Source organism: Mesorhizobium sp. M0140 (assembly GCF_040322475.1).
Taxonomy (GTDB): Bacteria; Pseudomonadota; Alphaproteobacteria; order Rhizobiales; family Rhizobiaceae; genus Mesorhizobium.
Genome location: NZ_JAMYTM010000007.1, coordinates 45,947 through 65,232, shown reverse-complemented (window position 1 = coordinate 65,232; position 19,286 = coordinate 45,947). Strand labels below are relative to the sequence as shown.

General features: G+C 63.6%; 17 protein-coding genes. 7 read left to right on the top strand and 10 right to left on the bottom strand.

The annotated features are described in order from the left end of the window. Nucleotides 1-49 precede the first annotated feature (49 nt). Complete coding sequence (gene cml, locus NKJ37_RS09340; RefSeq protein ID WP_352773752.1) at nt 50-1,246, top strand: CmlA/FloR family chloramphenicol efflux MFS transporter; 1,197 nt, start codon at nt 50-52, stop codon at nt 1,244-1,246. Nucleotides 1,247-1,295: 49 nt separating this feature from the next. Here the strand turns inward: cml and NKJ37_RS09335 are convergent, their stop codons facing one another. Beyond that, nucleotides 1,296-2,189, bottom strand: a complete 894-nt coding sequence (locus NKJ37_RS09335; RefSeq protein WP_352552407.1) for a LysR family transcriptional regulator — start codon at nt 2,187-2,189, stop codon at nt 1,296-1,298. A gap of 128 nt (nt 2,190-2,317) precedes the next feature. Between NKJ37_RS09335 and NKJ37_RS09330 the strand changes: the two genes are divergently transcribed. Beyond that, complete coding sequence (locus tag NKJ37_RS09330) at nt 2,318-3,790, top strand: MFS transporter (RefSeq protein WP_352773751.1); 1,473 nt, start codon at nt 2,318-2,320, stop codon at nt 3,788-3,790. Between the two features lie 25 nt (nt 3,791-3,815). Here the strand turns inward: NKJ37_RS09330 and NKJ37_RS09325 are convergent, their stop codons facing one another. The 3 genes from NKJ37_RS09325 to NKJ37_RS09315 all read right to left on the bottom strand — a co-directional run bounded on the left by NKJ37_RS09325 (nt 3,816) and on the right by NKJ37_RS09315 (nt 6,340). Further along, complete coding sequence (locus NKJ37_RS09325) at nt 3,816-4,313, bottom strand: MaoC family dehydratase (protein ID WP_352773750.1); 498 nt, start codon at nt 4,311-4,313, stop codon at nt 3,816-3,818. 192 nt (nt 4,314-4,505) lie between these two features. Further along, entirely contained in the window at nt 4,506-4,934 is a 429-nt protein-coding gene (locus tag NKJ37_RS09320; protein WP_352773749.1) for a phasin family protein, read from the bottom strand. 110 nt (nt 4,935-5,044) lie between these two features. Beyond that, nucleotides 5,045-6,340: a DUF445 domain-containing protein gene (locus NKJ37_RS09315; RefSeq protein ID WP_352773748.1), complete on the bottom strand. Its 1,296-nt coding sequence runs from the start codon at nt 6,338-6,340 to the stop codon at nt 5,045-5,047. 276 nt (nt 6,341-6,616) lie between these two features. Between NKJ37_RS09315 and rirA the strand changes: the two genes are divergently transcribed. Next, nucleotides 6,617-7,081 (top strand): iron-responsive transcriptional regulator RirA, encoded by a 465-nt coding sequence (gene rirA, locus NKJ37_RS09310; RefSeq protein WP_352627958.1) that lies wholly within the window; start codon nt 6,617-6,619, stop codon nt 7,079-7,081. 115 nt (nt 7,082-7,196) lie between these two features. Here rirA and NKJ37_RS09305 read toward each other — a convergent pair whose 3' ends face one another. From NKJ37_RS09305 to hemP, 5 genes are read right to left on the bottom strand one after another with little or no spacing between them, the layout of a single operon-like run. After that, entirely contained in the window at nt 7,197-7,988 is a 792-nt protein-coding gene (locus tag NKJ37_RS09305; RefSeq protein ID WP_352773747.1) for a heme ABC transporter ATP-binding protein, read from the bottom strand. Nucleotides 7,989-7,995: 7 nt separating this feature from the next. Next, on the bottom strand, nt 7,996-9,093 hold the full coding sequence (locus NKJ37_RS09300; protein ID WP_352773746.1) for a FecCD family ABC transporter permease: 1,098 nt from the start codon (nt 9,091-9,093) through the stop codon (nt 7,996-7,998). 11 nt (nt 9,094-9,104) lie between these two features. Next, entirely contained in the window at nt 9,105-10,013 is a 909-nt protein-coding gene (locus NKJ37_RS09295) for a heme/hemin ABC transporter substrate-binding protein (protein ID WP_352773745.1), read from the bottom strand. Nucleotides 10,014-10,023: 10 nt separating this feature from the next. Beyond that, entirely contained in the window at nt 10,024-11,085 is a 1,062-nt protein-coding gene (locus NKJ37_RS09290) for a hemin-degrading factor (RefSeq protein ID WP_352773744.1), read from the bottom strand. 23 nt (nt 11,086-11,108) lie between these two features. Continuing rightward, nucleotides 11,109-11,315, bottom strand: a complete 207-nt coding sequence (gene hemP / locus NKJ37_RS09285) for a hemin uptake protein HemP (RefSeq protein WP_023757683.1) — start codon at nt 11,313-11,315, stop codon at nt 11,109-11,111. Nucleotides 11,316-11,513: 198 nt separating this feature from the next. On the opposite strand from hemP, the gene NKJ37_RS09280 reads away from it, so the two are divergent. The 4 genes from NKJ37_RS09280 (at nt 11,514) to hmuQ (ending at nt 15,653) form a co-directional block, all read left to right on the top strand. Then, a complete protein-coding gene (locus NKJ37_RS09280) occupies nt 11,514-13,724 on the top strand; it encodes a TonB-dependent hemoglobin/transferrin/lactoferrin family receptor (RefSeq protein ID WP_352773743.1) in 2,211 nt (736 codons plus the stop codon). A gap of 5 nt (nt 13,725-13,729) precedes the next feature. Further along, nucleotides 13,730-14,173: a hypothetical protein gene (locus NKJ37_RS09275; RefSeq protein ID WP_023812248.1), complete on the top strand. Its 444-nt coding sequence runs from the start codon at nt 13,730-13,732 to the stop codon at nt 14,171-14,173. A gap of 91 nt (nt 14,174-14,264) precedes the next feature. Next, entirely contained in the window at nt 14,265-15,278 is a 1,014-nt protein-coding gene (locus NKJ37_RS09270; protein ID WP_348625595.1) for a TonB family protein, read from the top strand. Between the two features lie 60 nt (nt 15,279-15,338). After that, nucleotides 15,339-15,653 (top strand): heme-degrading protein HmuQ, encoded by a 315-nt coding sequence (gene hmuQ, locus NKJ37_RS09265; RefSeq protein WP_023812250.1) that lies wholly within the window; start codon nt 15,339-15,341, stop codon nt 15,651-15,653. Between the two features lie 13 nt (nt 15,654-15,666). On the opposite strand, the gene putA is transcribed toward hmuQ, so the two are convergent. Continuing rightward, nucleotides 15,667-19,278: a bifunctional proline dehydrogenase/L-glutamate gamma-semialdehyde dehydrogenase PutA gene (gene putA, locus NKJ37_RS09260; protein WP_352773742.1), complete on the bottom strand. Its 3,612-nt coding sequence runs from the start codon at nt 19,276-19,278 to the stop codon at nt 15,667-15,669. Nucleotides 19,279-19,286 lie beyond the last annotated feature (8 nt).

Below are 19,286 nucleotides of genomic sequence, written 5' to 3'. Positions count from 1 at the left end.
AGAACGGCAGATCGCCGCCAAATGTAGCCATTTGAGCGGATGTTCAATCATGCCTTGTCCAAAAAACCCGACATGGACCACTTCCCTGCCAGCAGCCATGGTGCTGATGGCGCCCTTCGACATCCTGGCCTCGCTGGCCATGGATATCTACCTCCCGATCGTCCCGGCGATGCCGGGAATCCTCAAGACATCGCCTGATGTCATCCAGCTGACGCTGAGCCTCTACATGATCTGTCTTGGGCTCGGCCAAATCGTCTTCGGCCCGATTTCCGACAGGATCGGCAGGCGTCCGGTGCTGATCGGCGGCGCGCTTTTATTTGCAGGCGCTTCCGTCCTGCTCGCCTGCACCTCGCTGGCCATGGTGTTCGTCGCCTTGCGGGTCGTGCAGGCCATCGGTGTATCCGCCATTCTCGTTGCGACCTTTGCAACGGTTCGCGACGTTTATGCGCAGAGGCCTGAAAGTGCCGTCATCTACGGCCTGTTCAGTTCGATGCTGGCCTTCGTGCCGGCGTTGGGGCCGGTTGCCGGTGCATTGATCGCCGACAATCTCGGCTGGCGCGCGATCTTCCTGACGCTCGGCGGTCTGGCGGTAGCCGCCACCCTCAACGCATGGCCGAGATGGCATGAAACACGGCCCATCAATGGCAACGACAGGCGAATGGCGTTTCGTCCCATTCTCTCCAGCTTAGCCTTCTGGACCTATACGCTCGGCTTCAGCGCCGCCATGGGCGCCTTCTTCGTGTTCTTTTCGACAGCGCCACGGGTGCTCATGGATCGCGCCGGCTTTTCACAACTCGGTTTCAGCCTTGCCTTTGCCACCGCGGCACTGGTCATGATCGTGACCACCCGCTTCGCCAAAAGGTTCATTGCACACTGGGACATCGCGGGCAGCGTCGCGCGCGGCATGGCGATGTTGCTGCTCGGCGCGGCTCTGCTGGCGGCCGGGCAACTGTTCGCGGCGCCGTCCTTCGAGACATTCGTCGGCCCGATGTGGATCATTGCCGTGGGCATCGTCTTCACTGTTTCGGTCACCGCGAACGGCGCACTCGAGGCCTTCGGCGATGTCGCGGGAACCGCCGTCGCGCTCTACTTCTGCATCCAGAGTCTTGTCGTCGGCACCCTCGGCACGCTGTTCGTCATCGTGCTCGGCGGAGACACGGCGTGGCCATTGGTGGGCTACTGTTCGGTCATGGCGACGCTCACACTGAGCGCGCTGAGATATTTGCGAAAACGCCAAACCGAATAAACGGGACGGATGAGAAGCCTGGGCGATTGGCGCAGGCTTCTCATCGTTGTCAGCGAGACGCCGCGCAGATCTCCCGCACGCAGTCGCGCAGCCAGCGTTGCGCCGGATCGGCATCCAGGCGCGGGTGCCACAGCATGGAGATGGTGACCCCAGCCGTGGCAACAGGCAGGGCAAAACTGTGCATGCCGACGCGTGCGCCCTCGGTGTGCCGCTCCGGAACGCTGGCGATCAGGTCTGATGTGCGGGCCATGGCAAGGGCTGCCGAGAACCCGGACACCATGCACACGATTGTCCGCTGCAGCCCGAGCCGGTTCAAAGCCTCGTCGATCGGCCCTTTCTCGCGGCCACGCCGTGAAACGCTGATGTGCCCGCCTGCGGCATAGCGCTCTGGCGTCACCGCGCCCTCGCTCAACGGATGGCCCATTCGCACGGCGCCGATGAAGCAGTCGCGAAGCAATGCCTGGATGCGCACCTCCGGTCCGGTCTCGCCAGCGACGCCTATGTCCAGGTCGATCGCCGCATCGCGCAGCGACATGACGTCTCTATCGGACTTCGGTGCAAAGCGGAGCCGCACGCCGGGCGCATCGGCCTGGATGCGGGCAACGAGACGAGGTGCGAATTCTTCGACGAAGCTCTCATTGGTGCGCAGCGTAAAGACCCTGTCCAGGCTCCGGAGATCGAGCAAGGTGGCAGGACGCAGCAGCGCCTCCGCATCCTGGAGGACACGACCAGCCTGTCGTCGCAGTTCTTCCGCACGCGGCGTCGCCACCAGGCCTCGACCGGCGCGAACCAGCAGCGGATCGCCCGTCGCCTCGCGCAGCCGCGCCAGCGTCCGGCTCATCGCCGAGGGGCTGAGGCGCAGGCGGCTGGCGGCACGCGCAACGCTGCCTTCGGTCAGCAGGACGTCGAGAGCGAACAGTAAGTTGAGATCGGGTGATGTCATCGGCAGATCATGGCATGATATGGCGCCAAACGCACGAATAAGATGCAAATGCTGCGCCTTCCGCCACATTGGCCAAGGAACTAGATCTCCAGCAGTTCCGGTTGTGGGACTGATGGAAGGAGATCGCCGTGGCAATCGCTGAGCAAAATCGAAATGAGTACGTGTCGGCGCAGCCACAAACCCAATCTGCCCGCTGGGCGCTGGCAAGCCTGTCGCTCGCCACGCTGCTGTCGTCGCTGGGAACCAGCATTGCCAGCGTCGGGCTGCCGTCGCTGATGCAGAATTTCGGCGCGACGTTCCAGGCCGTGCAATGGGTTGTTCTGGCCTATCTTCTCGCCATCACCACACTGATCGTCAGCGCCGGTCGGCTGGCCGACATGTTCGGGCGCCGGCCGTTGCTGCTTGCCGGCATCGCGCTGTTCACATCGGCATCGGTGCTCTGCGGCCTGGCGCCGACGCTGTGGCTGCTGATCGCCGCACGCGCCGTGCAGGGACTTGGCGCGGCGCTGATGATGGCGCTGACGCTGGCCTTTGTCGCCGAAACCGTGACCAAAGACAGAATTGGCAGCGCCATGGGCCTGCTCGGCGCCATGTCCGCGATCGGCACGACACTTGGCCCTTCGCTCGGCGGCCTTTTGATCGCCGGCTTCGGCTGGCGAGCGATCTTCCTCGTCAATGTCCCGCTGGGTGTGCTCACCTTCGCTCTCGCCTGGCGTGCCCTGCCGGCACACAGCAAGACAGCGCAGCAGGTCGACCGAGGCACGTTCGATGTCGTGGGCACCGCCTTGCTGGCCTTGACGCTGGCCGCCTATGCACTGGCCATGACGCTGGGCAGAGGCAATTTCGGCGCACTCAACATCGGCCTGCTGATCGCTGCCGGCATCGGCGTGTTTCTCTTCGCCGTCGCGCAGGCGAGAGTGAAAAACCCCTTGATCCAGCTTGCCAGCTTCCGCGACCTCCAACTGAGCGCCAGTCTGGCCATGAGCCTCGTTGTCGCCACGGTGATGATGGCGACCCTGGTGGTGGCCCCGTTCTACCTGTCGCGAGGACTTGGGCTCGATGCCGCAATGGTCGGCCTCGCGCTGTCGACCGGGCCGCTCGTCTCGACCTTGTCGGCGCTGGTGGCCGGACGCCTGGCCGACCGCTTCGGCGCCCACCGGATGATGGTCGCAGGCCTGCTCAGCCTCGCGACAGGCACGTTCCTGCTGTCGCTCGCCGTGATCAGATTCGGCATTGCCGGCTATGTCGTTGCGATCACCGTCACCTGCATCGGCTATGCCCTGTTCCAGACATCCAACAATGCAGCCGTCATGACCGGTGTCGGCGCCGGCCAGCGCGGCGTCGTTTCCGGCCTGCTCAACCTTTCGCGCAACCTCGGGCTGATCACCGGCGCCTCGTTGATGGGCGCCATATTCGCCGTCGCATCGGCCAAAGGGCAGGAAGGCATTGGACTTCTGAGTTCCGAGGCCGCAGCACGGGGAATGCAGGTCACATTTCAGACGGCCACGGTGCTGGCGCTGGCTGCACTGTTCCTCGCACTGCTCTCGGCCCGCGCCGAGTTCAAGCGGCAGAGGCTGGTGGAAGTATCACAAGACCTCTGATTTTGCGCTCCAGGTGAACAGCCTCTCACGCCCCTGCCCGCTTGCGGCGTTCATAAAGCATGACCAGCGTTTCGGCCATCAAAGCAGGCTTTTCCTCGCCTTCGATCTCGACCGTGTTGGCGGCCTTCATCAGATACTGGCCGGGGCCCCTGTCCTCCATGGACAGCAGCGTGATGCGCAGTCTGATGCGGGCACCGACCTTGACCGGTGCCAGGAAGCGTACCTTGTCGAAGCCATAATTGAAGGCGGCCTGCGTATTCTCGGGCACGATGCCCATGCCGAGCGCCAGTGCGCCGATGATCGACAGCGTCAGATAGCCATGCGCGATCGTCGTGCGGAACGGGCTTTGCCGCCGCGCCCTTTCAGGGTCGACATGAATCCATTGATGGTCGCCGGTGCATTCAGCGAACTGGTTGATGCGGTTCTGGTCGACCGTCGTCCACTCCGACACGCCGAGTTCCAGCCCAGCCATCGTCCTCAACTGCTCGTAGGTAGGCGGCGTTTTAGGCCGTATTTCGTTCATTCCTGGTTTCCCGATCGCTTCCAGAGCCTCCGGACCACGAACTGACGGCCTCTGTCAATTCGCTCTGCGCGAATCCGTTCCGTCGATTTCGGCCGCAATCGTGCCACGCCGCCGGCGCAGTCGCAGGTCAAATCGGGCTTTCCGGGCTTCAGGGCGCTGCCGGCAGCAATGAGCCGGCCCCGGCCACATCCGCTACTTCTTCTCGTAGCCGGCGCGGATTTCCTCCATCGCCTCCTTGATGCGGGTGCGCAGGATGTCGACCGATTCGGCGCCGGATTTCTTGACCAGTTCAGCCACTTCGCCCGCATTCTTCAATGCGACTTCGAAAGACTTTCTGGCAAACTCCGTCTGTTTGGCCATCAGTTCCTGCGGATTGCCCGGCGCCCTGTAGCTTTGCGCGATATCGGTGACCTCGCGCAGCGTATCCTGCAGCATCTCGCGCTGCCGGGACAACAGCGAGGTGGCGCCGGCGGCACCGGCTCGTGCCGATTTCTCCAGCGCTTCGATGTTCTTGCGATGATGGGCGAGGATCGCCTCGACATCGACATTGGGCACCTTCAGGTCGCGGCCGAACCTGCCGAACATGTCCATGAAGGAATCGGATTCCGGTTGTTTTGCCATGCTCGTTTGCTCCCCTTTGCCGCATGATGCGGGCACCCTCGGCGGGAGAATAGCACTCGCATGCCGCGAGTCCATGAACGCGGAGGAATGAGCGCCAGTCGGGCCGCGCATCAATTCACGAGGAACAGCCGCTCGGCCACATAGAGCACGACACCGGCGAGGCCGCCGATGATCATGCCGTTGAAGCGGATGTATTGCAGGTCCTTGCCGATGTTCATCTCGATCAGCCGCGTCAGCTGGGCAAGGTCCCAGCGCTTGACCTGGTCGGCGATGAATGTCGACACGCCGTTCTTCTGACTCTCCACGAACGACGCCAGCGCCACCACGAACCCCTGGTTCATGTCGGCCCGGATCTGCGCATCGCCGGCAAGATGCCGCCCGACCTCGACGAACATGTTGGCAAGATGCGCGCGGATGACCGAATTCGGCGCCTTGGCGTCCTGCTCGATGAACTGGCTGAGGCTTGCCCACATGTCGCCGGCCAGTCCCCTGACTTCCGGCCGGGCCAGGAAATCGCGCTTCAGCTTCTCGGCACGTTTGGCATATTGCTTCGATGTCCTCAGCTTTTCGATGAAGCCTTGAGCGAAATGGTCGAATTCGGCGCGCATCGGGTGATCGGGATCGGCCCTCACCTCGTCGAGCAGCGAACCGGCCGAGGCGACGATCTTCTTCAGGAGATAGGCGTCGGCGCGGAACAGGTTGAACAGCGACGGCAGTTCCTCGCGGATCTTCTCGCGCATTGTCGCCAGCGCCTGTTCGTCATTGAGGAACCTGCCGATCACCTTGGTGAACTCGTCGAACAGTTTCTGGTGGCGGCGGTCGTCGGTGAGCGCGGAGAGCAGCTCGGCCGCGAGCGGCGCCAGCGGCACCTTTTCGATCTGTTCGAGCATGCGGCTGGTGACGAAGCCACGCAGGCCGGATTGCTCGACGGCGGCGAGCGTCTGCGGCACCAGCCGCACGACGAAGCGCGACAGGTCGGCGGCGCGCTCCGCATCGGCCAGCCAGTCGGCGACGAGTGCCGAGAAATCCACCTCGGCGAGCTTTTCGCGCACCGGTTCAGGCGCCAGGAAGTTGACCTCGATGAAGCGGCCGAGATTGTCGGCGATGCGGTTCTGGTTCTCGGGTATGATGGCGGTGTGCGGGATCGGCAGCCCCAGAGGTCGCCTGAACAGCGCCACCACCGCGTACCAGTCGGCCAGCCCGCCGATGGTCGCCGCCTCGGCAAAGGCAGCGACGAAGCCGAGCCACGGGTGGATGTGCTCGAACGATTTGGCGAGCGCAAACACCGCCACGCAAAGCGCCAGCGCGGCGGCCGCGAGGAATTTCGTCCGCCGCAACGCGGAAAGCTTGGCATCCGCTTCGGCATCGAAACGGACCGGCGCCAGGGGCGAAGCCGATTGTGACATGGGTGAGCCGCTCCTCGTCGATCTCAGCCTATTTAGTGTTCCGAGCGCCGAAATACCCGCGACAGCGGGTTTCGTCCGGCATCTTCTCCGGCTGCGCACACAAAGTTGAGGAGAAAATTCATCTATCGCACGAAGCTAGTCTGGAATTATTCCAAGGTATAGGCCATATTCCGCCCGAGCCAATGTGGCGAATCCGGAAATTCGGGTCAAAGCCGCATCAGCAAGAATTTCCAGATCTGGCGTGGTTGCACCGCACCAGTACCTTGTGAGGACAAAATGCGGCTTACGCGCCAGACCAATTATGCCATGCGCATCTTGATGTATTGCGCGGCCAATGATGACCGATTGAGCCGCATCCCGGAGATCGCGGCCGCGTATTCGGTGTCGGAGCTTTTCCTGTTCAAGATCCTGCAGCCCCTGGTCGAGCACGGCCTTGTCCAGACCGTGCGAGGCAGGAATGGCGGCGTCAAGCTTGGCCGTGCCGCCGAAGCCATCAGCCTGTTCGATGTCGTGCGCGTGACGGAAGAGAGCTTCGCCATGGCTGAGTGTTTCGAGAACGACGCCGCCGAATGCCCGCTTGTCGACAGCTGTGCGCTGAACTCGGCGTTGCGCGAGGCGCTGAACGCGTTCTTCGCGGTGCTGGAGCGCTACACGATCGCCGATCTGGTGGCGGCGCGGCCGAATGTGCGCAACCTGCTCGGCATCGACATGCTGATGGAGCGCCGCGCCCCAGCTGCCTGAGCGTCTTTCTCCCCATTCTACGGGGAGAAATGCCCGGCAGGGCAATGAGGGGCGGCGGCGACTTCCACAATTGGCGCGCCCACAATTGGCGCGCAATGCCGGCCTCACCTGAATATCAACCGACCGAAGATTGCGGCAGCACGAACGGCATGTTCCCCGCCGGCAGGACGCCGACTTTTAGCCGGCAGTCGAACACTTTTTCGATCAGGTCATCGCTCAGCACATCCCGCGGCGACCCGGTGGCGGCGAGCCGGCCGCGATGCATGACGAAGATCCGGTCGGCATACATGGCCGTCAGATTGAGGTCGTGCAGGATGGCGACCACGCCGCCGCCCCTTCTGGCGAAGTCGCGGGCAATGTTCATGATGATCAGCTGGTGCTTGATGTCGAGGCTGGAAACCGGCTCGTCGAGGAAAAGGTAGCGCGGCTTGCCCTCAAGCACCGGCGCCCAGACCTGGCACAGCACGCGCGCGAGTTGGACGCGCTGTTGCTCGCCGCCGGAAAGCTCCTGGTAGAAACGTCCGGCAAAGCCGTCGAGATCGACACGTGCCAGCGCCCGTTCCGGCAGCCGCGCATCCTCGCCCGGCAAGACGCCCGAACGGCCGCCGACAAGTCCAAGCTTGACCACCTCTCGCACCGTGAACGGGAACGACAGCGTCGTCGCCTGCGGCAGCACCGCCCGATGAACCGCGGTCTCGACCGGCTTCATCGCCGAGAGATCGTGGCCGTTGAGCGCGACACGCCCGGTGTAGGCGAGTTCGCCGGAAATTGCCTTGAGGAAGGTCGTCTTGCCCGAACCATTGGGGCCGACGATGGCAGCGATCTCGCCGGGCCGCGCGTGGAAATCGACACCGGCGACGATAGGCTTGCCGGCGATATCAACCGAAACGTCCCTTGCCTCGATCATCCAAGCCTCACAGGTCGACTATGCCGCGCTTGCGCAGCAGGATCCAAAGGAAGAACGGCGCGCCTGCTATCGCGGTGACGATGCCGATCGGCAATTCGGCCGGCGCCACGATGGTACGCGCGACCGCATCGGCCAGCAGCAGCAGCGAGGCGCCGAGCAGCGCCGACGCCGGCAGCAGATAGCGATTGTCCGGACCGATCAGCAGGCGCAGCAGATGCGGCACCACGATGCCGACGAAGCCGATGCCGCCGCTGACGGCGACGGATGCGCCGACCGCGGCGGAGACGCCGATGATGGCCGTGTATTTCAGCCGCTGCACCGGAATGCCGAGATGACCGGCGGTCGCCTCGCCAAGCGCCAGCGCGTTGAGTCCACGTGCCAGGAACGGCATCGCCGCCAGCGCCAGCACGATGATCGGCCCCACCGACGCGATCTTCGCCCAGGTCGCCCCGCCGAGCGATCCGAGCTGCCAGAAGGTCAGGTCGCGCAACTGGCGGTCGTCGGCCATGAAGATGAGGATGCCGGTCAGCGCCATGGCGAGCGCAGCCAGTGCGATGCCGGCGAGCAGCATTGTGGCAACCGAGGTTTGCCCCCGTCGTGTCGCGACCTGATAAAGCACCAGCGTGGTGGCGAGCCCGCCACAGAAGGCCGCCAGCGGCAGTGCAAGCGTGCCGAGCAAGGCGGTCACCGGAGCCAATATTGTGGCGCCGAGCACGATGACGGCAACCGCGCCGAGGCTGGAGCCGGCCGAGACGCCGATCAGGCCGGGGTCGGCCAGCGGATTGCGGAACAGTCCCTGCATGACCGCACCGGAGACCGCGAGCGCCGCGCCGACCAGCATGCCGAGGATAATACGCGGCAGGCGGATGTCGTAGACGATCAGGCTATCGCGGGCGCTCAACGCGGCGTTGTCAGGCACTGTGCCGAACAGCCAGTCGCCAATAACGTTGACGGCCGAAGCGTCCGAAGCCCCCGATGTCAGCGACAGAAAAATGGCAGCCGCGAGCCCCAGGCACAGCAGAAGGATGACGATGCGGGCGCGGCCCGACCGGTCGCCTTCGGATACGCTTGCCATCACCGGGCCGGCGATCGATTGATCGACCATGATCCGCCCGTTCAGTCCGTGACCTGCCCGCCATAAAGCGAGACAGCGAGGTCGTGGATGGCATCGGCCGTGCGTGGCCCGAAGCCGAGCAGATAGGCACCGTCGATGCGGATCAGCTTGCGCGCCGTTCCGGCCGGCGTCGAGGCGATCGACGGATTGCCGAACAGTTCGTCGTCCGACACCGGAGGCCCGGCATTGCTCATCATCAGGATCACGTCCGGTCTGGCGGTTATGATCGCCTCGTCGGACATTTGCTTGTACCCGGAAAAGCCCTCGACCGCGTTGACGCCGCCAGCCAGCTTGACCATACCGTCGGCCGCGGTCTCGCTGCCGGCCGCCAGGATCTTGCCGCCCTGTATCGACAGCACGAACAGGATGCGCTTGCGCTCCTTGATCGACGCCGTCTGCTTCTCGGCTGCCGTAAGCTTGGCATCGAGCTCCCCGGCGAGCACCTCGGCCTTGGCGTCGACGCCGAGCGCCTTGCCGACGATACGGACCTTTTCGAGGATGCCTTCGTGGCTATAGTGTTCGGGCACTTCGATGAACGGGACGCTCGTCTTCTTCAAGACATCGACGGCTTGCTTGGGACCGCTGCCATGCAGCGCCAGGATGCCGGTCGGGTTAACCGACAGCACCCCCTCCGGCGACAGCGCGCGCATGTAGCCGACATCGGGCAGCTCAAGCGCCGCCTTTGGGTACCGGCTGGTGGAATCGCGAGCCACCAGATGCTTTTCCTCGCCGAGCGCATAGACGATCTCGGTGATCGAGCCGCCAACGGCCACGATTTTCGAAGGATCGGCAAACACGGCCGTGCCTTCCATGGCGCTGGCGGATTGCAATGCGATAACAGCCGTGGAGAGACCGATCACCGACCCGAAAATAGATCCGCGCACGGTCGACAATCTTGGGAAAAAACGCATCGCATTTTCCTCAGGCTGCGGTCGGGCTTGGGATGCGCGGCAGGTTTTCCGCCAGGAAGCGCCAGTCGTCCCGCTCGCTTTCGCCTTCATGACGCTTGCCGAAGAACTGGATGAACATCTTGCCGTCGACGTCATAGACCTCAAGCGAGGTGACATGACCGTCCTTGGTCGGCTTGCGCACCGCCCAGACCTCCTGGATGTGGTCGGTCCGCAAATGCAGGTGGAAGGTTTCGTCCAGCACGTTGATCCATGGCCCCATCGGCTTGATCGACTTGATCGGACCGGAATGGATCTGGATACAGCCGCGGTTTCCCACAAAGCACATGATCGGCATCTCGCCCTCCGCAGCGTGATGAAACATGGCACGGGCGGCATCATTGTCGAGCTGCCAGGCATAGTCTTGCCCGACCAGGCGGACCGCCTGCCGGCGGCTGAGCTTCAGCGTCTTCAGCATGCCGAAGAACTGGTGCACGTCGGTGAGCCGGCTCCAGCGGTCGCGCAGGTCGTCGAGGTTGGCGGCCGTTTCGTCGCCATGGATCTCGTCATCGGGGAGTGGTCCTGAAATGTCGACCGTCGGCTCCTGATTGGACGATTCGAGCGCGGCAACCAGTTTCTGATAGGCATAGAGGCTGGAGGCCGGACGCAAATGCACCTTGTGCACGGTCTCGCCCGCCGCATCGAAAAACTGCAGGCTGCGGCGGATTTCGTCGCCGTCTCGCTTCTCGACGGCAAAGCCGTGTGCCCAGACCTTCGGGAAGATGCGCAGGTCGATGTTTTCGCCAAGCACCATGGCATTGTGGTTGCCGGTGACGACTTTGTCATAGACGCCGATCTTCTCGTGCACCGCGCTTTCATTGCGGGTGAGCGCCATGACCTCGCCGACGGCTTCGAGACCGGTCAAAAGATCGTTGACGCGTGGCTCGACACGGACGACGCCGTCGCCGCAGTGGGCTGCGACCAGCTCGGCCTCCGAAATGCCGAGCTGGGCGGCGAGATCACGCTCGCGCGTCTTCGGATTGTCTGTCCGTGCCCGCCGGATTTCATGCGGGGCGGGTTTTACGCGCTGGTCCATGTCTTGGTCCCTGTGGCCTTGCCTTACTTGTTGAGAATGAGCTTGCCCTGGCGGGTGATCTTCAGCCGATAGAGCGCGCCATGATGCTCGATGCCGATCTCGTGCTCGCCCTGGAACAGGGTGTTGCTGGACAGGGTTCGTACCGCCAGCGGAACCCGGTCGAAACGGGCGGAGGCATCGTCGGAACGGCGGACGCGATAGCGAAAATCGTTGGGATTGTGGGTGTTCATCTGGATCGATCCCTTTCCTGTGCCGGGCGTCTGGCTAGGCGTTGCGTAATCCGATTCATTTCTTGACTTGAATAATCATGTTTATTAGTCAGTGCAATACCGGATTAAATGAGTCAACATTTAAGACGCCGGACATGATCAAAAATGCCAGCCAGCCCCGGGCCAGCCAGCATGAAACCTGGACTTTGGAGTTGGGGCATGGGGTTTGTGACTTGGGAATGGCGCGGCCGGTCGGCGGCGAACGGCGCAGCGGCTTTGCTGGCAAGTGTGGCGGCGATCGCCTTGTCGGCGCAGCTGGCCAACGCTCAGCAGGCGGCGCAGCCGGCGGACCAGCAGACAGATCAAACGAAGAAGGCCGACGAAGAAAAGGCGGCACAAGCGGGCGCAACGCTGCTCGACAAGATCCTCGTCATCAGCCGCACCGGCGAGACGGCGATCGAATCGCTGGCATCGACCAGCCATGTCGGCCAGGAACAGCTCGACCGCCGCATGGCGACGACGCCGAACGAGATGCTGCTCGGCGTGCCTGGCGTCGCCGCGCAGGCCGACGCCAGGCGTGTCAGCACCAGCATCAACATCCGCGGCTTGCAGGATTTCGGCCGCGTCGCGGTCATTGTCGACGGCGCGCGCCAGAATTTCCAGCGCTCAGACCACGGCACGCAGTCGACCTTCTACATCGACCCCGAACTCGTCAAATCCGTCGACGTGATCCGCGGTCCTGTCGCCAACACCTACGGCTCGGGCGCCATCGGCGGCGTTGTCTTCTTCGATACCAAGGACGCCGGGGATTTCCTCAAGCCGGAAGAAACATGGGCCGGCTCCGTCACGGGACGCTATGAGAGCAACGGCAAGGGCTGGACAACAAGCGCATCCGGTGCCTACCGCCTCAACGAGAACTGGGATGTGCTCGGCAACATCGTCTACCGCAACTATGACGACTACAAGGATGGCGGTGGCGACACGGTCAAGGGCACCGGCTTCGATGTGCTGAGCGGTCTGCTCAAGACCACCATCCGCCCGACCGACAACAGCGAACTGAAGCTCGGTTGGGTCGGCTCGAGCGACGGCTGGAACGAGATCAGCGGCGGCGTGCCGGTCAATGACGTCGACCTGAAGTCGAACACCTTCACCGCCCGCTACAACATTACGGATGAGGACAAGAGCTGGCTCGATCTCCATATCAACACCTCCTACAACAAGACCAATCTCGATCTGACCAGCCTCGTGCCTCTCAACCGGTTTGATCCGAGCACCGGCCTTCCAGTTGTTTTGCCGGCTGGCTCGACATCGACATTCGACATCGGCACGACCAGCATCGACATTTGGAACACGTCCAGATTCGAGACCGCGGGAATCGCGCACGAACTGACCTATGGCGGCGACTGGGCCGGCGATAACGTCGAGACCGGCGGCACGGCCGGTGGCGACAGCTTCTATACGCCTTCCGGTAAGCGGAACGTCTCCGGCGCCTATGTCCAGGACAAGCTCACCTGGGAGTGGCTCGAAGTCATCGCCGGGCTGCGTTACGACAATTACAGCCTCAAGGATGACACACACGAAACGTCGGGGGACCGGTTGTCGCCGCGCATCACCGTCGGCGTCTCGCCTTTCGACAGCGCCAGCCTTGCCGGCCTGCAATTCTACGGCACCTATGCGGAAGGATACCGGTCACCCTCCCTGTCGGAAACACTGATCAGCGGTCGCCATCCGGCGGGTGTCACCTTCCCGTTCCTGCCCAATCCCAATCTGCGGCCGGAAACCGGAAAGACCGTCGAATTCGGCGTCAACTACAAGCAGAATGATATCCTCGAAGCCGACGATGCGCTGCGCATCAAGGCAGCCTATTTCAACAACGATGTCGAAGACTACATCGATGGCGTTACCCTGTCGCGGTTTGACCCGACAGCCGGCTGCCCGAGCGGACCCGGTATCCCGATATGCTTCCAGTACCAGAATTTTGCCAAGGCCAAGATCGACGGCATGGAACTTGAGGGCGTCTATGATGCCGGATGGGGCTATGCCGGGCTTTCGGCCTCAATCACCAATGGTCATACCATTTCCTACAGGGACGTTCGGGCCGATCTGCTGACCATCCCCTCATCCCAGGTCACCGCGCAGCTCGGCTTGCGCTTCCTCGAGGACAAGCTAACCGTGGGCGGCGAAGTGCAATACAATGGCAAGCCCAAGGGCAACCCGATCGCCGAGGACTACACGCTGGTCAATGCTTTTGCCAGCTACCAGGCGACGGACAATTTGAAGATTGATTTCCGCGCCGACAATCTGTTCGATGTCAAATACGCCAACCCGCTCAACCTGACCACGGCCGGCCAGCCGCCGCAGCCGGTCTTCGCGGCCTACGAGCCCGGCGTCACCCTGAAGCTGGCGGCGACGATGCGATTTGGAGGCTGATGACCATGACGAGCTTGATGACATCCCTTCGTCTGCTGACCTCGATGCTGGCGATGTCGCTTGCGATGGTTCCGGCGTGGGCACAAGAGTCCGCGCCGGTCCCCGCACTCACCCTAGAACTCAATGGTGCGCAACCTTCCGACAAGGGTTGCCGCCTGACGTTCGTGGTCAACAACAATCTCGGCGCCGACCTGTCCAAGGCTGCGTTCGAGATCGCCTTGTTCAACGAGGCAGGCGTCGTCGACCGGCTGACCGTGCTCGATTTCAAGGAATTGCCGGCGGGCAAGACCAAGGTGACGCGTTTCGATCTGGCCGGCACCGAGTGCTCGAAAGTCAGCCGCGTGCTGATCAACAGCGCGACCGAATGCACCGGTACCGGCGTCGAACCGAACGCCTGCATGCGCAAGCTGAAGACGGACACCAAGACCGGGATCGCTTTCGGAGTCTAAGGTGGGACTGCATCCCGCATTCCTGCAAAACAATGCGGCGTGGCCAGTTGCCGGCCACTGCCGACTGCCGCTGCGAGCGAACGATCTTGATTTGACAATTCTGCTCTTGTCGCTGCAGGTCTCGCGGCGAGACATGCAGGATATCAGTCCCCTCCCCGAAGCCAGCGCCGAGCTGGCGATAGAGCCAACCGAGCCGCTCGCGCTACCGCGGCCATCGGCCTGGAACCGCAAGTGGACGGCGGCGATCGTCGTCTCCTGCCTGCTCCATGCCGCGGTGGCAGCGGCCTTTCTGATCTCCCCTACGGGGACTTCCAGTTTCCAAGATGCCGAGCAGCCGGAAGGCAGTGAACAGTCGGGCACCAACGTGGTCGGCAGCGCGCTGGACAAGGACCCGACGGCAATAAACGTTGCACTGGTGCCGAACCCGCAACCCGCCAAACCACAGCCGGCAACGCCGCCCAAGCCAACGCCGCCAACAGAGCCTTCGCAACCCGCGAAGGACGCAGCAAAGCCGCTCAAGCCTTTGCCGGAACCTGCCAAACAGCAGACGGTGACGCCCGACATATTGGTGGCCGGCGCCCCTCGCCCCGATGACCAGAGCGTGGCTCCCAAGGCCGAAACGCCGGCGCAGCCGATCGTGCAGGCCGAGAGCGCCGAAGTGCCTGTCGCCGTTCCAGAGCAGCCACCGATCCCCAGCGCCAGGCCAACGTCGGCAGCTGCCCCTTCAAAGACGGCGGATGAGAAGCGCGGCACGGCGAATGGCGAGGACCGGTCGGCGCAAGCAGCCAGCAAGGGCAAAAGGCAAAAAGAGGCAGGCACGGCCGCGGAAGACAATTACCGCGGCGATGTTTTTAGAAAACTCGGCAGCGTCAATCGCACCCTCCCGCCTTCCCTACAGCTGGCGGCACGCAACAATGCGGTTGTCACATTCGTCATAGGCAGGAAGGGCAACATAAACGAGTTGCGCATCCTGGAGACCTCAGGGTCGGCGGCTTTCGATCAGGCGGCGCTTGGCATTGTCCGCAAGGCAGCCCCCTTCCCTCCAATTCCACCACAGGCAGCAAGCGCAAATTTGGAGTTCGAGACCGAAATCGGCCCATTTTGAATGTGCGCAGAACAAACGCTGCAGCCGCCAATCATCAACATCCGCACGAAAGGAACCGCCATGTACATCGCCATGAACCGCTTCAAGGTGCAGACCGGCTCGGAGAACGATTTCGAAGCCGTGTGGAAGAACCGCGATTCCAGCCTCGCTGAGATGAAGGGTTTTCGGGAATTCCACCTGCTGCGTGGCCCGGTCAACGAGACCGAAGGCTACACGCTGTTTGCGTCGCACACGGTGTGGGCGAGCCACGAGGATTTCATCGCCTGGACCAAGTCGGAGAATTTCCGCGCCGCCCATCGAAATGTCGGCACGACGAAGGTCCACTATCTCGGTCACCCCCAGTTCGAAGGTTTTTCGGTCGTCGAAGGCGCTTAAATACTGGCCGGGCTCAAGCTCCGGCCAGCAGGCTCGCATTGCCGCCGGCGGCGGTGGTGTCGACGCAGACAGCCCGTTCATGTGCATAGGCCGCCGGGTTCAGTACCTCGCTGACCAGCGGCACGATCGGGCCGGAGCGGTCGGCGATGACCTTGCGCACGATGCGTGCAGCCTCCGGCGTGCCCGAAAAGGCGACGACATCGACGCGCAGTGAGCGTGCTTCGACCGGATCCGGCCGACCATCGATGGCGGCCAGCGGCAAGCCCTTGCCGGTCAATGGGGAAAGGGCAGCCGGTGCGCCGGGCGCCACGGCCAGCACCGCATTGCCGGCGGCGAGCGCCTGGATCGTCTGCGCGAGCAGCGTATCGCCATCGGGACCAAGGCACAGCACCCGTCCGCGTGGCGACAGCGACAGCGTGTTGGCCTCGCCGGTTGGTCCGGGCAGGTCGACTTGGCCGAAATCGATGCCGGCGGCAGCACCAATGGCCGCGGCACCCTTGCCGCGCAGATGCTTCCTCAGAATGGCGATCCGGTCGGGCCGCGTCGACCAGCCGCCAAGTGTGGGATCAGGCAGATTGTCGGCAAGTTCGGTCGCCGTGACCTTATGGCCATCCTGCAAATGGGTGCCGGCCTCCGGCCCCTTGCGGAAGCGCCTGAGATAGTGCGGGCCGCCGGCCTTCGGCCCGGTGCCTGAAAGCCCCTCGCCACCAAACGGCTGCGAGCCGACCACGGCGCCGATCTGGTTGCGGTTGACGTAGATGTTGCCGGCATGAATGCCGTCGACGAAATGCTGGACGCGACCCTCGATGCGGGTGTGCAGGCCGAAGGTCAGGCCATAGCCCTTGCGGTTGATGGCGGCGATGACCGCGTCGATTTCGTCGGCGTCGAACGTAGCGACATGCAGCACCGGCCCGAACACCTCGCGCTCCATGTCCTCGATACCCTTGACCCGGAAAACATGCGGCGCGACGAAGCGACCTTCCTTCGGCGCCTCGAGCTTGGCGATCAGCCGGCCCTGCAGGCCCATTTTCGTGCAGTACTCGCGGATCGAGCTTTGCGCTTCGTCGTCGATGACAGGGCCGACATCGGTCGAAATCCGCCAGGGATCGCCGATGCTGAGCGCCTCCATGGCGCCCTTCAGCATCTCCAGCATCTTCTTCTCCACGTCCTTCTGCACATAGAGCACGCGCAGTGCCGAGCAACGCTGGCCGGCACTCTGGAAAGCCGAGGCGAGGATGTCACGCACCGCCTGTTCGGGCAGCGCGGTGGAATCAACGATCATGGCGTTGAGGCCGCCCGTCTCGGCGATCAGCATGGCGTTGGGCGCGGCCGTCTCGGCCAGTTGCTTCTCGATCAGCTTGGCGACCTCGGTCGAGCCGGTAAAGCAGACGCCGGCGATGCGCGGATCTGATGTAAGCGGCCCGCCGACCGATGGGCCGTCGCCAGGGAGCAACTGGATGACGTCTTCCGGCACACCGGCCCCGCGCAGCAGCTCGACAGCCCGGAAGGCGATCAGCGGCGTCTGCTCGGCCGGCTTGGCGATGACCGAATTGCCGGTGACAAGTGCGGCCGCGATCTGGCCGGTGAAGATGGCGAGCGGGAAATTCCACGGCGAAATGCACACGATGGCGCCGCGCGCTTGCGTGCCCGCCTCCGCATTAGCCGCCTCGGTGGCGTAGTAGCGCAGGAAGTCGACCGCCTCGCGCACTTCGGCGACGCCGTCGGCCAGCGATTTGCCGGCCTCGCGGGTGGCGAGTGCAAAGAACTCGACGGCATTGGCTTCATAGAGATCGGCGGCACGGTTGAGGATGGCAGCGCGCTCGGCGACGGAACGTTTTGCCCATGCCGGCTGCGCTTCCACCGCAAAGCGCACGGCGGTCGCGACTTGCTTGGCGGCGGCTTCGCTGACCGTACCGACCACTTCGGAAGGCTTTGCTGGGTTGACTATGGGACGCTGCTTGCCGTAGCCGGCGGCACGGGTGATCGGCTTGGCATGCCAACGATCCGGCCCAGCGAAGGCCGCCCTGGCCTTGTCGATCGCCGCCAGCGTCACCGTGTCGGTGATGTCGAATCCTTTCGAATTGCGACGCTCGGCCCCAAAAATCTCGGAAGGCCGGGCAATCGCCGGATTGGCGGCCGGACCCTGGCTCTCGACCGTTTCGAGCGGATCGCGCGCAATGTCCTCCGGCTCGACGTCCTCGTCGGTCAGCTGGTGCACGAAGGAGGAATTGGCGCCGTTCTCCAGCAACCGGCGGACCAGATAGGCCAGCAGATCGGAATGCGCACCGACCGGCGCGTAGATGCGGCAGCGCGTGCCTTCGGACCGGCGCACCGTCTCGTGCAGCGCCTCGCCCATGCCGTGCAGGCGCTGGAACTCGAAGGAATCGCGATTATCCGCCATCGCCAAGATGGCGGCGACGGTGTGGGCATTGTGGGTGGCGAATTGCGGATAGATGCGGTCGGTCATCGATAGCAGCTTTTTCGCGCAAGCCATGTAGGAAACGTCGGTGTTGGTCTTGCGGGTGAAGACGGGATAGCCTGACAGTCCGAGCGTCTGCGCCCGCTTGATCTCGGTGTCCCAATAGGCACCCTTGACCAGCCGCACCATGATGTTGCGGTCGTATTTCCTGGCCAGCGCATAGAGCCAATCGATGGCGAAAGCCGCGCGTGGCCCATACGCCTGCACCACCACGCCGAAGCCGTTCCAGCCGGCGAGCTCCGGCTCGGCCAGCACCCGCTCGATGACGTCGAGCGACAGATCGAGGCGATCGGCCTCCTCGGCATCGATGTTGAGGCCCATACGCGAATGGCGCGCGGCAAGCGCCAGCGACAAGAGCCGCTCGGCCATCACAGGCAGCATCTCTTCCTTCTGCGCCACCTCGTAGCGAGGATGCAGCGCCGAAAGCTTGACCGAAATGCCGTGGTTCTGCCTGATGTCAGGACCGTTGGAGCCGGAATCGAGCGACGAAATCGCGTCGGCATAGGCCTTGTGATAGCGCAAGGCGTCGGCCTCGGTGCGGGCCGCCTCGCCCAGCATGTCGAAGGAATAGAGATAGCCCTTCTGCGTCATCGGCCGGCCGCGCTTGACGGCTTCCGTGATGGTGCGGCCGAGCACGAACTGCTCGCCCATCTCGCGCATGGCGGCGGCCACCGCCTTGCGGATGACCGGTTCGCCCAACCGCCGCACCATAGAGCGCAGCGTGCCCTCGATGCCGCCCTCGCCTTCATCGAGGACGCGGCCGGTCAGCATCAGCGCCCAAGTCGAGGCGTTGACGAAGATGGAGCTCGAACCGCCCGAATGCGCCGACCAGTCGTGCGGCGCGATCTTGTCGGCGATGAGGTCGTCCATCGTTTCGGTATCGGGCACGCGCAACAGTGCCTCGGCTAGGCACATCAGCGCGACGCCTTCCTTGGTGGAGAGACCATAGGCCGAGAGGAAGACTTCCATCAGCCGGGGATCGGACGAACCGCGCACCGCCCGCACCAGATCGGCGGCGCGGGCCGAGATCGCCTTGCGGTCTTTCCCGGAGAGCGCCGTCGCGTCGGCAAGCCGCTTCACGGCCTCGTCTTCATCGGGCAGGTAGTTGGCGCGGATCTGCTGGCGGATGGCATCGAGCGCTGGCATGGCGGTCC

Excerpts from the sequence above, each read along its gene's own strand:
- cml (WP_352773752.1), top strand. The coding sequence starts at position 50 with ATGCCTTGTCCAAAAAACCCGACATGGACCACTTCCCTGCCAGCAGCC.
- NKJ37_RS09335 (WP_352552407.1), bottom strand. The coding sequence starts at position 2,189 with ATGACATCACCCGATCTCAACTTACTGTTCGCTCTCGACGTCCTGCTG.
- NKJ37_RS09325 (WP_352773750.1), bottom strand. The coding sequence starts at position 4,313 with ATGAACGAAATACGGCCTAAAACGCCGCCTACCTACGAGCAGTTGAGG.
- NKJ37_RS09320 (WP_352773749.1), bottom strand. The coding sequence starts at position 4,934 with ATGGCAAAACAACCGGAATCCGATTCCTTCATGGACATGTTCGGCAGG.
- NKJ37_RS09315 (WP_352773748.1), bottom strand. The coding sequence starts at position 6,340 with ATGTCACAATCGGCTTCGCCCCTGGCGCCGGTCCGTTTCGATGCCGAA.
- rirA (WP_352627958.1), top strand. The coding sequence starts at position 6,617 with ATGCGGCTTACGCGCCAGACCAATTATGCCATGCGCATCTTGATGTAT.
- NKJ37_RS09305 (WP_352773747.1), bottom strand. The coding sequence starts at position 7,988 with ATGATCGAGGCAAGGGACGTTTCGGTTGATATCGCCGGCAAGCCTATC.
- NKJ37_RS09300 (WP_352773746.1), bottom strand. The coding sequence starts at position 9,093 with ATGGTCGATCAATCGATCGCCGGCCCGGTGATGGCAAGCGTATCCGAA.
- NKJ37_RS09295 (WP_352773745.1), bottom strand. The coding sequence starts at position 10,013 with ATGCGTTTTTTCCCAAGATTGTCGACCGTGCGCGGATCTATTTTCGGG.
- NKJ37_RS09290 (WP_352773744.1), bottom strand. The coding sequence starts at position 11,085 with ATGGACCAGCGCGTAAAACCCGCCCCGCATGAAATCCGGCGGGCACGG.
- hemP (WP_023757683.1), bottom strand. The coding sequence starts at position 11,315 with ATGAACACCCACAATCCCAACGATTTTCGCTATCGCGTCCGCCGTTCC.
- NKJ37_RS09280 (WP_352773743.1), top strand. The coding sequence starts at position 11,514 with ATGGGGTTTGTGACTTGGGAATGGCGCGGCCGGTCGGCGGCGAACGGC.
- NKJ37_RS09275 (WP_023812248.1), top strand. The coding sequence starts at position 13,730 with ATGACGAGCTTGATGACATCCCTTCGTCTGCTGACCTCGATGCTGGCG.
- hmuQ (WP_023812250.1), top strand. The coding sequence starts at position 15,339 with ATGTACATCGCCATGAACCGCTTCAAGGTGCAGACCGGCTCGGAGAAC.
- putA (WP_352773742.1), bottom strand. The coding sequence starts at position 19,278 with ATGCCAGCGCTCGATGCCATCCGCCAGCAGATCCGCGCCAACTACCTG.